The organism is Sphingobacterium sp. GW821-FHT03E03 (assembly GCF_059420745.1).
Genome location: NZ_JBWKUH010000029.1, coordinates 59,260 through 69,638 on the forward strand (window position 1 = coordinate 59,260; position 10,379 = coordinate 69,638).

11 protein-coding genes are annotated in these 10,379 nt (G+C 34.9%); 3 read left to right on the forward strand and 8 right to left on the reverse strand.

Annotated features, from left to right (window positions below):
- Positions 1–2: 2 nt before the first annotated feature.
- Positions 3–740 carry an SDR family NAD(P)-dependent oxidoreductase gene (locus AC07UV_RS22215; RefSeq protein ID WP_495185341.1) on the reverse strand — a complete coding sequence of 246 codons (738 nt, stop codon included), beginning with the start codon at positions 738–740 and terminating at the stop codon, positions 3–5.
- Between the two features lie 260 nt (positions 741–1,000).
- On the opposite strand from AC07UV_RS22215, the gene AC07UV_RS22220 reads away from it, so the two are divergent.
- The gene (locus AC07UV_RS22220; RefSeq protein WP_495185342.1) at positions 1,001–1,951 is read left to right on the forward strand and encodes a hypothetical protein; all 951 of its coding nucleotides are present in this window, start codon (positions 1,001–1,003) and stop codon (positions 1,949–1,951) included.
- Positions 1,952–2,074: 123 nt separating this feature from the next.
- On the opposite strand, the gene AC07UV_RS22225 is transcribed toward AC07UV_RS22220, so the two are convergent.
- Both AC07UV_RS22225 and AC07UV_RS22230 read right to left on the reverse strand, forming a co-directional pair.
- Positions 2,075–2,485, reverse strand: a complete 411-nt coding sequence (locus AC07UV_RS22225) for a hypothetical protein (RefSeq protein ID WP_495185343.1) — start codon at positions 2,483–2,485, stop codon at positions 2,075–2,077.
- Between the two features lie 163 nt (positions 2,486–2,648).
- The gene (locus AC07UV_RS22230; RefSeq protein WP_495185344.1) at positions 2,649–4,121 is read right to left on the reverse strand and encodes a WG repeat-containing protein; all 1,473 of its coding nucleotides are present in this window, start codon (positions 4,119–4,121) and stop codon (positions 2,649–2,651) included.
- Between the two features lie 265 nt (positions 4,122–4,386).
- Here AC07UV_RS22230 and AC07UV_RS22235 point away from each other — a divergent pair, with 265 nt between their 5' ends.
- Together AC07UV_RS22235 and AC07UV_RS22240 are read left to right on the forward strand one after the other, a co-directional pair.
- A complete protein-coding gene (locus tag AC07UV_RS22235; RefSeq protein WP_495185345.1) occupies positions 4,387–4,731 on the forward strand; it encodes a TfoX/Sxy family protein in 345 nt (114 codons plus the stop codon).
- Positions 4,732–4,785: 54 nt separating this feature from the next.
- Complete coding sequence (locus tag AC07UV_RS22240; RefSeq protein WP_495185346.1) at positions 4,786–5,007, forward strand: helix-turn-helix transcriptional regulator; 222 nt, start codon at positions 4,786–4,788, stop codon at positions 5,005–5,007.
- A gap of 722 nt (positions 5,008–5,729) precedes the next feature.
- Here AC07UV_RS22240 and AC07UV_RS22245 read toward each other — a convergent pair.
- From AC07UV_RS22245 to AC07UV_RS22265, 5 genes are all read right to left on the reverse strand, one after another.
- Positions 5,730–6,647 (reverse strand): alpha/beta hydrolase, encoded by a 918-nt coding sequence (locus AC07UV_RS22245; RefSeq protein ID WP_495185347.1) that lies wholly within the window; start codon positions 6,645–6,647, stop codon positions 5,730–5,732.
- Positions 6,648–6,761: 114 nt separating this feature from the next.
- Entirely contained in the window at positions 6,762–7,619 is an 858-nt protein-coding gene (locus tag AC07UV_RS22250; protein WP_495185348.1) for a helix-turn-helix domain-containing protein, read from the reverse strand.
- 200 nt (positions 7,620–7,819) lie between these two features.
- Complete coding sequence (locus tag AC07UV_RS22255; RefSeq protein ID WP_282254675.1) at positions 7,820–8,323, reverse strand: DoxX family protein; 504 nt, start codon at positions 8,321–8,323, stop codon at positions 7,820–7,822.
- A 42-nt stretch (positions 8,324–8,365) separates the two neighbouring features.
- Positions 8,366–9,028 carry a hypothetical protein gene (locus tag AC07UV_RS22260; protein WP_495185349.1) on the reverse strand — a complete coding sequence of 221 codons (663 nt, stop codon included), beginning with the start codon at positions 9,026–9,028 and terminating at the stop codon, positions 8,366–8,368.
- Positions 9,029–9,107: 79 nt separating this feature from the next.
- Entirely contained in the window at positions 9,108–10,001 is an 894-nt protein-coding gene (locus AC07UV_RS22265) for a helix-turn-helix domain-containing protein (protein ID WP_495185350.1), read from the reverse strand.
- Between the last annotated feature and the right edge of the window lie 378 nt (positions 10,002–10,379).

Below are 10,379 nucleotides of genomic sequence, written 5' to 3' on the forward strand. Positions count from 1 at the left end.
GTCTAAAAAGCAACAATACCGGTTTCGGGGTTGATCTCTTCGGATATAAATTTCCCTGTCGGTCCATCCGGCCCAATCATAGCGTATTTTAAAATACGTTTACCTGCTACCTCAACACTACCCGTACCACGGTGGTTGTTAAAGTCTGTTGCTGTAAAGCCCGGGTCAATAGCATTCACCTTAAACGCTGTGTCGCGCAATTCAAGTGCAAGTGCAATAGTGTACATATTGAGTGCTGCTTTTGATGGTCCATAAATACCGCCCACATAATCGCGGTATTGAAAATCAGGGTTGCCACAAAGCGTCATGGATGCCATACCGGAGGTTACATTGACAATACGTGGTTGCGAAGAATTTTTCAACAGATCGATAAATGCCTTTGTAGTTCTTACAGCTCCATAGAGGTTGACATTAAAGACTTCGTACAAAACGTTAAGATCTACAGACGCCGGTTTCTGTGGCATCCCGCCACTTATTCCTGCATTATTAATAAGAACATCTAATATTTCTGTTTTTCCGCCAATTTCTTTTCGCGCCGCGTCTACCGATGCCTGGTCCGTGATGTCGATCTGGATAGGTTCAACATTACGCAGCCCCTCTGATTTCAACTTTTCAACGGATTGCTGTCCGTTCTTCAAATTACGGGTTCCCAAATAAACATAACACCCTTGCTGTATCAATTGGCGAGCAGTCTCGTAACCAATACTTTTGTTCGCTCCTGTAATAAATACTTTCTTCATTTCTTTAAATTTAATGATGAAACAAAGTTCTGAAAACTGTTTTCGTGGAAGGTAGCCAAAATGAGAAATTGCTAAGCCAAAACAGTTTCTATCATTTTAAATTCCAAATTCGGTTAAGATATATGAGACGAAACTGTCTATTGGGGCTGTTTATAATCCGCATTTTGTACTCCGTCAGAAATTTGTATTTTAGTTGAAAGGTTCGGTTTCGAAATCCCCACCTTCGGCAATACTCAAAACGTTATCTAAAAAATTGACTTGTGAAAAAATATTATTTATTTATAATAGTTTTATTGACTTTTATTTCTTGTAAAGGCCAGGAAAATAAGACAGAACTTTTGGATAAACTAAAATACAATGCGGAGAAGAGTAACTATGGTATTCAACAAACTTTTTATTATCCGACAGAAATATCAATAAATGATTATCCGGTTTTTAGAGGTCTTGAATTCTTTGGAAATACAATTCCAAATTTCATTGACATTGGGATTAACAAAAGTGGAGAACAAGAATTAAAAATTCTAATCGACTTGGCAAATTACAAAAAGCAAGGGAAACCAATTTTAAAAATACTCTTGATCCGGTCAGCTAAAGGAATATCAATTATTTCGAACGAGTCCGATTTTCCTGAAGAAAATATTTTAGTAAATTTTGAGTTATCTGATGAAGATATTACGCAAGAAAACATTCAGAATGGCTACTTTCTGAAAATAATAAATTTTAATGCTAAAATTCCTGTCGAACTATCTTCCTTAAATAATTCGGTTCAATTGAAGAATTCAACAGAACTATTTGATAAACTTTATAATGCTCTTGCCAAACTTACGGAAGATTTAAACAATAAAAACAGTAGAAATGTTTTGGAAATTATCCAAAATGCTGAATTTGAAGTAGCACAATTACGAGGAATGAAAAAAGAATGGATGTTAGACGAAAGAAAAGCGCTTTTATCAAATACTTTCTCATTGTTACCAAAAGATAGTTGTGAAGTCAAAATTTATGGAAACGGGAAAATGGCAGCTCTTGTGAAAAAGAATTTGGAAATTATCAAACAACCTGCGATAACTTCGAAATTTACAATCAAGAATTCACCTAGAGGTAAGGTTATTCAATTTTATAATTTTTATTACAATGTGCCAAAAGGAAAAGAAGAGTTAGAACTAATAAGATTTGACGGTTATGCAATAACAAAATACAAAAAAGAATTTTAGATCTTCGTATTTTGATATGCAACTCATGGCAGCAATAATTTCCGGTCTATCTCTTAGGGAGTGTAACTCAAACTGTGTCATTGGATATTTACCCTAAATCTAAAAGCCTCTATCAAGTTTGAGCTATTTATACCTAGAAAACCAAACGCTATCTATAAAAGGGCCCTTTGCATCATTCATCTTTTTTGTACGGTACAAAATAAACTTCCCGGAAGGCAGGATCTCCGCATAGGGGGCTCGCAGATCTGTATTACTTTGCAACATGATCAATTTATTCCCTCTCGGCCAGGCTTTATAGGCGTCAATCATTGGTTCCTTGCCCTGAACATTGTCCTGCCAGTCGTTGATGGTAAAATGATCCTGTCCCCGTTCATGATGGATCGATAGATGCCTTTTATTTTTTTTATCGAACCAATTGCCTTCGATACTTTGAACATCTATCTTGTGGTTTTTCTTATTCTGAGCGTTGCAAATGCTGTGAGCGAAAAAAAGCACATAACCCATAATAAAAAGATATAACTTAATATTTATCATACTCTTATCCATTTAATTACTACTAGTTCGATATGTTCTTAAATTTTTACATTTAACTCTTTTAAAATCAACACTTTTTTGAAAATTCATTTTATGCCGACTAATTAAGGCATTAGTTAATTTGATGCAAATAATATTCGCTGAAAGTTCAAAGCTATTAACCTTACAATGTATTGTCTGTTGGCTCAAAACTTGATATTTCGTCGTATTTAGGCTTAACCACAATGTTTCCTTTTAGATTGATAAGCCCTATTTTGAAATGAGATACGTTTTCATTACTATTACTGAGAGGACGAAACTGGATTAAACCAAATTGGTACGACATGTATTTTCGGCCTTTGTTCTGGCTAGCATTAAAAGGTAATTGTTTGTTTAAACCGACAAGTCCCAATGGTTCGCCTTCAGCATTCATCAGGGCAAACAAACCATTTCCCAAGTCGGCAAGCCCCTTATCCTCTTTTTCAAAGGATAAAATCTTTTTTCCTTGGGGAGTAATAAGTAGGGTTTCATTTGGATTTTTAATGCTAATAGCCATAAGATGCTTACTGTCTAAAAGTACGAGCTGTTTCCAATTGTAACCCAGTACTAATTCTCCCTTGGTATTAATCAAAGCGTGGTCCAGTTCCCCATCGTCCTTATTGTCAAACCTGGCTACTACCGCCATACCCTCATAAAATTCGGTTGCTTTGGCCAACCCTACCTCCACCACCTCTTTTCCTTTTGTATTGATATAGCCATAGTTGGGATAAAACTCCTTGAAATCCTTATCTTCCTTATAAATCATAACCCTGGCTAGGCCGTTGTTAAAGCGTGAAATCTCTTTATAAATTGGCGGCGTGATCATTTGTCCCTTGGTGTTCATTAGTCCTAGGAGCAACTCTCCTTCTGGCAGCCAAAAGCTGAACAAGCCATTCGAAAAAGTATCATCTATATCATATTTGGCATCTGTAACTATTTCTCCTTTCAGGTTGATAATCCTGCCAATACTATTTTTATTATACTTTTTGGAAGTATATTTCTCCCACACCTGCGCAAATCCTTTTTCAAAGGCTTTTGCATTTACGTATTGAAGCTTAATCACTTCTTCGCCTTTTAAATTGATATAACCATACAAATCATTTTTAGCTACTACTGCCAGTCCTTGTGAAAAATGTCCTATCTTATCGTACACGGGCTGTACCACTATTTTCCCGCTCGTATTGATAAAGCCCCATTTTCCATTTATCTCAACGCCTGCAATTCCTTCACTAAAAAAAGTGGTATTCGTAAACTGAACAGGAATAGCCAATGCCCCAGATGTATCGCAATAGCCCCATTTGCCCTTTCCTTCTTTTTTTATATCAACGGTTTTGTATTGCTCATTATGCTTGACAAAATCTTTTGGATTTACGTTCGATGGCGCAACCAACACCACTGGATCGGCATCAGGTACATACTTACCTATATTTACGGGCACAAGGTTATTGCCCCAAGAACCGGCATCGTCATAAACAGGATGAATTACCTCACGACCAAAAGCATCAATAAATCCACATTTTCCATCTAGGCGAACCAAGGCCAAGTGCTTTTTTTCTTTTTGTGCAAATGTGACTGAATAAAATCCGATCAATAGCAATAACAACAATGGAAATTTCATATAAGAAGTTGTTTATAGAAATTAAATCTACTTAATTTATCCGTCCCATCCAACCGCAGTCTGACTAACAGCTTTCACCTCTTATTTCTCGCCAAATATGAACCCCACATTTGACATATTTTTATTTACCCATATTTTTATAAGGCTGGAAAATGGTTTGTGAACGACAAACTGATCTTATTATAATTCTTCAAATTATGTTAAGAAAAAGCCGCGTGACAATGCTAGTTTTTAAGTAATTTTAAATAACAGAAAAACTGAAGTGGTGGCTTATAACAATGAACTTGTCAACCGCGTCCGTGAAAGACTTGCAATCGAAGAAAATATCGAAGTTGAGGAAAAGAAATTGTTTAGCGGGCTATCTTTTCTTGTGAATGGGAAAATGTGTATCAATATCAGCCATGACAATCTGATGTGCCGCTATAACGCTGAACTGGAAGATGAGGTTTCGGAAAAACAAGGTTTCTTACCAATGATAATGAAAGGAAAGCAACTAAAAGGCTATTGTTATGTAGAACCTATCGGTTTTCAATACCATGATGATTTTGAATATTGGATAAAAATCTGTCTTGATTATAACCCAGCTGCAAAAGCTTCGAAGAAGAAATGAAAATGAACCTGAGGTAATATAATTCAGATAAGATAACATCGCTGGCATTCATCAATGTCCCAATTACAATCCGTGAAAAATTTGGATACGAAGATTAGAACCACCGAATTAGAGTTCTGCGCGATGGCTTTCCTGAACTTCTCAACAAAAAATATTGCAGAATATACCTATGTGACCATTCGCGCCGTACAAATCCGTAAAAATAGATTGCGTAAAAAATTTGAGATACCTTCCGATGAGGATTTCAATAACTGGATGCGCGAGTTGGGTAAATAAAGTGTACTTTGAGGGAGATAACAACCTTCAGGCGCTAACAAATCACACTTTAAGAACAGAACTATAACTAGCAATAATAATTGCTTTTTTAAGGATTTACCACTTATTTTTCAAAAAGATTCAAGCTTTTGCACCATGAAAAAAAAGCAGAAATAGCATTCCGATTCAAGCAATTATATTTATATATCCTGTGCGGAAAAGGAATTGCATTGGAGTAAACACCATCATTACAAAAGTGTATAAACAATTTTGTCTTGACTATATTCTCCCTGGAAAAGCTTTTGTTATCCAAAAAAATAATGCAATCCGCACAAATGCTATTATCATTATTTGTATACTCCTTCTGTATCGAAATTTTAATGCTATTGTCCCAGAAAAAACTTATAATGTCATAGGTCAACTCCTCCTCATTATTATTTTCTATTACTAAATAATTCATATTCTCTTTTAAATTTTTAAAATCTCTTCGCTTAAAACCTACCTAAACAACACTTAACTAACGTATCAGCTGGGTGTTTAAAATATTTCTAGGATATCTTAAAAGCATAGTCTAATAATTTGAAAAAGAATTCCAAATTATTTTTTTTTCTTTATCCTGCAGAAAAAAGAAATAGGACGATTTCGTCAATTCGAAATCTATTAAAGGCGTTAATATAACAATATAGATAACACTGCTTTTTGTTAAAAAACCTTTTCAATCTCAATTAGTCTAAAACCATATTTTAATTTAAATATTTCAAAAACCAATCAACAGCTGCCTTACATGCAATTTGGAAATGTTCAATGTATGGAGAAAAATGTCCGCCCGGAATTATTTCCAATGCTTTTGGCTCTAAGGTTTTTTCGTATGCCTTTAAACAAAGGTCGGTCGGTGTAACATTATCATTCAGCGCTACAATATACATAATCGGTGTAGGACTAATACGCGACACATAGATATCAGGCTCATACATACGGCTATACTCTGTGGCTCGAAGAGTTACCTCGTTACGAAATGTCTTTGAAAATTTAAACGCTCCCATATAATATTCTTTTGCCTCGAGCATTGGATAGAGGGGGTTTTGTTCCGTATCACCTACGAGTGCTCTCATTAATGGCTCCTTTCCATTAAAGCGGTCAAGTCTATCTTTCTCAACGATCTCCCAATAGATAGCCAAATTCTCGGCAGGCATTCTTCTTAATCCAGATTTAAAACCACTGACAGTAGGAACTTGTGATACGACACATTTAACTCTTCTATCTGTTGCGGCCGTCACAATAACGTGCCCACCAGAGAAACTCGTTCCCCAAATCCCTATTTTTTCATTATCAACTTTATCTAAGGTATAGGCATAAGTAATACTGTTTTTATAATCTTCTATTTGCATATAAGGATTGACTTCTTGTCGTGGTAATCCCCCACTTTCTCCCAAATTTCGGTAATCAAAAAGGATAACAATAAAGCCATTTTCGGCAAATTTCTCAGCGAATTTGTCTATATAAGCTTCTTTAGTAAGACCAAAGCCATGAGCCATAATAATAACAGGGCATTTTCCTTCTCTTAAGGGAGTATACTGTAACGCTGAAATTTTTACTCCTTCACTTTTATAATTTACTTTTTCTGTCTGATAAGTGTACATAATCTTGACTTTTTGTTCCATCTGGAGAAACATTGTTGCTAGTTCTCAGAGAATAGAATTGTTTACTTCACTGCTTTTGAATTATTTTACATCAAAATTAGCTGGAAGAAAGAAGAAGGGGTTGCTCTAAAGGCTCTAAGTTTTGTCGTTTTGGTTCACAGGTTGTTCTCGAAAGAATGATGGCGTAATTTTGAAATGTCTCCTAAAAGATTTATCAAATAGGGATAACGACTCGAATCCGCTTTCAAATGCAATTTCAGATATACTCTTATTTGTATTTAATAATAGAACACAGGCATCTGAAAGCTTACGGGAGACAATCCATTTCGCAGGAGAGCTTTGAAATATCCTGTTAAAATCCCTTTTAAATGTGGATAGGCTTCGATTTGAAAACTTTGCAAGTTGATCAATCGTATAATTCTCTTTGTACAATTTTTCTACCATGTCTTCCAAATCGTTTCTTTCATAAATAATAGTACTGAAAAATTGTCTAGTATATGGATATGTACTTAAAAGGAGATAAATAAGCTCATTCACTTTTAAAGTAAGAATGGTTTGATTGTTTTCATTTTCTTGAATATAAACTACATATTGAACAACAAAGCTCTCAATGGTTTTATTTTTATTGAGAACGAGTATCTGCTGATTTAATGCTTTGATGTTAGGTTGATTGGTATCTATACTTACATCATCAAATAGTTTCATTTTTTTTATAAATGTATCGTTAAAGTAAATAACAATCGCTTCAAAAACACCATCCTCAGCAAGATACTCGGTCATATTATGAATCCCTTTCTTTACTATCAAAAGTTGTTTGTTGTTCACTTCCAATATCTCCTTATCTCGGAAAATTATTTTTTTCCCTTTAATAACGAAAACGAACGCGTTTTCTTGCATCAGAATATATTGTTTGGTAGACACTGTATTGGTTTTCCATCTTGCAAACAGTAGTTTATTATTCTCTAGAATTTTTTCTTTTGGGAATTGTTTCATTCTGGTTGTATTCTGATTTCGGTACTAAATATATAAATAACTTTTTTCTATTTCTGTCGAGACAAAACACTTAGAAAAACAGTAGATCGTTCAGCCTTACTATAAGTACCCCATTTTTCAACATCCAAAATGGATATGCAACTATCAGTACAATTTTGTGGCTATAACCGGCATTAGCATGGCCTCGAGAGCAAAATAGCCTATCTTTTTACCCGAATAATATATCCGTCAATCGCATATTTGCCCCCGCCTTCAACTACCAAAGCTAAAGCAATTCCGATAGCCATTAAATCAAACTGACAACCTTCCCCCTGCTGTGTTCCCATCCAATTCATAAAAAATCCATATTGTAAATGGGTCGTAAACATAATTCCCAGCATCAGACCGATATAAGCTATAGCCCAAAACCTAGTCGCAAAACCAAAGATTAAACATATAGCACCAACACATTCAGTCATAATGACCAAGAATGCTACAATTGTCGGAAGATGCATCTGTTCTGTAAAAATTTTCATCATCTGGCTGAAGCCTGCTCCGCCAAACCACCCTACTGTTTTTTGCATGCCGTGCGGAAAAAAAATAATACCTAAGGTCAATCTTAAAATAAATCCTGTTAATGTATTCTGTGTTCTAAAAAATAAATTGTTCATAATTTTAACGATATATTTATTATTGCTGTTTTTTATTGGAGTGATTATTTTCATTGACTTTTTCAATTAATTTGATTGCAATAGAGAGAAGGATAACTAATTAAAGACATTTGCTGCTACAAAGACACCATAATTTGCTTTAGTATTTCTTGTAGGACCATATGCATCCCAGTTGGCTCCTAAGCCAAATCGAAATTCTTTAGAGCTAATCCCCACCCGTAGCATGAGATAGCTCCGAGCATGATCTCCACTGTTGATGGTGGCACAATATAGTCCCTGAGCCCGGGTGTATAGATTCCAAAACTCATTTAGTTGTGGCTTGTATTCAACTAAGGCAAAACCTTCCCAATTGCTATTATTAGCTAAATCAATCCTTGGCATCAATGTAACTAAAAACTGCTTAGAAGAATATGAGTACATTAGTGCGGTATTGGGGCGTACTCCCGAACTGGGTGTGTAATGGGTGCCTGCCAACACACTGAAGCCTTTCGCAAAATGATATGTGAGATGGATTTGATTCATCATATCTTTGGAATTAGTTTCGTTCCAGCGCGAAGAAAAATTGGTTACACTGAATATACCCAATTTTGGGAATGACCGAAACGCCTTATTAACGGTCATTTGGGATGCATAGCCATTATTCCCTACCAAAACCTCAACAACAACTGGTGGATTTTTAAATTCCGGAACGGGATGTTCTTGGGCCTTGAGGTAATTTGAAAGAAGTAATACACATATGATTAAAAGTGGACTTTTCATGATTTTATCTGTTCTTAAATATTGACAATACAAAGTTCAGTATGTGAACTATGAAATATTAGAACAGATAAATCATTAATCAGGACAAACCAATCATATTACGATATTCCGAAGGAGTATAATGTGCATGCTTTCTAAAAAAACGGGAAAAATATGAAATATCTTCAAATCCCAGTGAGTAGGCTACTTCAGAGATTGCATATTGGGGCAGTGATAATAATGCCTTTGCTTCCATTAACAGTGCTTCATTTATTAGTTCAGAAGCCGTTTTACCGGTTGTAATTTTTACGCATTTATTTAGGTGATTGGGAGACACATGCAATAGCTCCGCATACACTTGTATGACGTGGGTATCTTGAATATGTGACGTAATTAGCTTTCGGAACCGCTGTGTAATGGTTTCTCTTGGTGAAAAGATAGGAATAGGTAATGTTTTTATAAAATGGACAAGCTCCCCTATGAAGGTATTTAGATACAATTTTAACAAATATTGATTGTCATCCGATCCATATAAATTCATTGAATGTTTTAAAAGTATTTCGATTCTCTTAGAATGTCCATCGTCTAATTCGAATGAATGGGTATTCAATAATTCCGACAAATGATAAATTTCCTGTACTCTTTTCAACCCACTTCCTTCAGTAATAAAATCATCCGAAAAATGACAATAATAACCCTCTATATCCTTCGAGCTATATAGGAGGGTTCTGATTTTATACGCAGGCAAAATCATGCAGGTACCGGATGTAAGTGTAGAAATATCCGAGCATACCATTTTATCTAATTTACCTTTACTGATGAAAACAAAATCATTTACTGTCTTGCGATGTGGTAAGGATGGCATAATTGCTTTTTCATCTAACACAGAAAGCGGTTCGATAAAAAAATCACTAAAAATCTTTCTTGTATTTGGACGCTCCACATTGATAATTGCCTTGAAATTATCTGGCTGATATTCAGGTATGCGATTCATTTTCGGTCAACGGACTAATTTTGTGATTTCATAACTATAAATACTCTCCTCACAATGGTACAACAAATAATGATATAAGATAGCGCATTGGTTGAATTTACTTCAATTTATTTCGAACACACCATTAAATAACTCACTACCAGCCTTCTATCTAGAGTTTTAAATTTAAGCATTTGCTTACTTAAGCCACAAGTCACCATTGACAATTGCATATATTACTTTATCCCTGATTTCAATAGGATACCTTCTTCTATCATTATTTTTCACATTAATCCAAAATAAGTTTAGTCAAATAGTTTATTTTATCAATACCAGATCTATCCATCCAAATTTTTCGGCACTTTTAATAAACCATACTTTTTGATTCATTATAATTTA

Excerpts from the sequence above, each read along its gene's own strand:
- AC07UV_RS22265 (WP_495185350.1), bottom strand. The coding sequence starts at position 10,001 with ATGAATCGCATACCTGAATATCAGCCAGATAATTTCAAGGCAATTATC.
- AC07UV_RS22260 (WP_495185349.1), bottom strand. The coding sequence starts at position 9,028 with ATGAAAAGTCCACTTTTAATCATATGTGTATTACTTCTTTCAAATTAC.
- AC07UV_RS22255 (WP_282254675.1), bottom strand. The coding sequence starts at position 8,323 with ATGAAAATAATCACTCCAATAAAAAACAGCAATAATAAATATATCGTT.
- AC07UV_RS22225 (WP_495185343.1), bottom strand. The coding sequence starts at position 2,485 with ATGATAAATATTAAGTTATATCTTTTTATTATGGGTTATGTGCTTTTT.
- AC07UV_RS22250 (WP_495185348.1), bottom strand. The coding sequence starts at position 7,619 with ATGAAACAATTCCCAAAAGAAAAAATTCTAGAGAATAATAAACTACTG.
- AC07UV_RS22230 (WP_495185344.1), bottom strand. The coding sequence starts at position 4,121 with ATGAAATTTCCATTGTTGTTATTGCTATTGATCGGATTTTATTCAGTC.
- AC07UV_RS22215 (WP_495185341.1), bottom strand. The coding sequence starts at position 740 with ATGAAGAAAGTATTTATTACAGGAGCGAACAAAAGTATTGGTTACGAG.
- AC07UV_RS22240 (WP_495185346.1), top strand. The coding sequence starts at position 4,786 with ATGTCCCAATTACAATCCGTGAAAAATTTGGATACGAAGATTAGAACC.
- AC07UV_RS22245 (WP_495185347.1), bottom strand. The coding sequence starts at position 6,647 with ATGGAACAAAAAGTCAAGATTATGTACACTTATCAGACAGAAAAAGTA.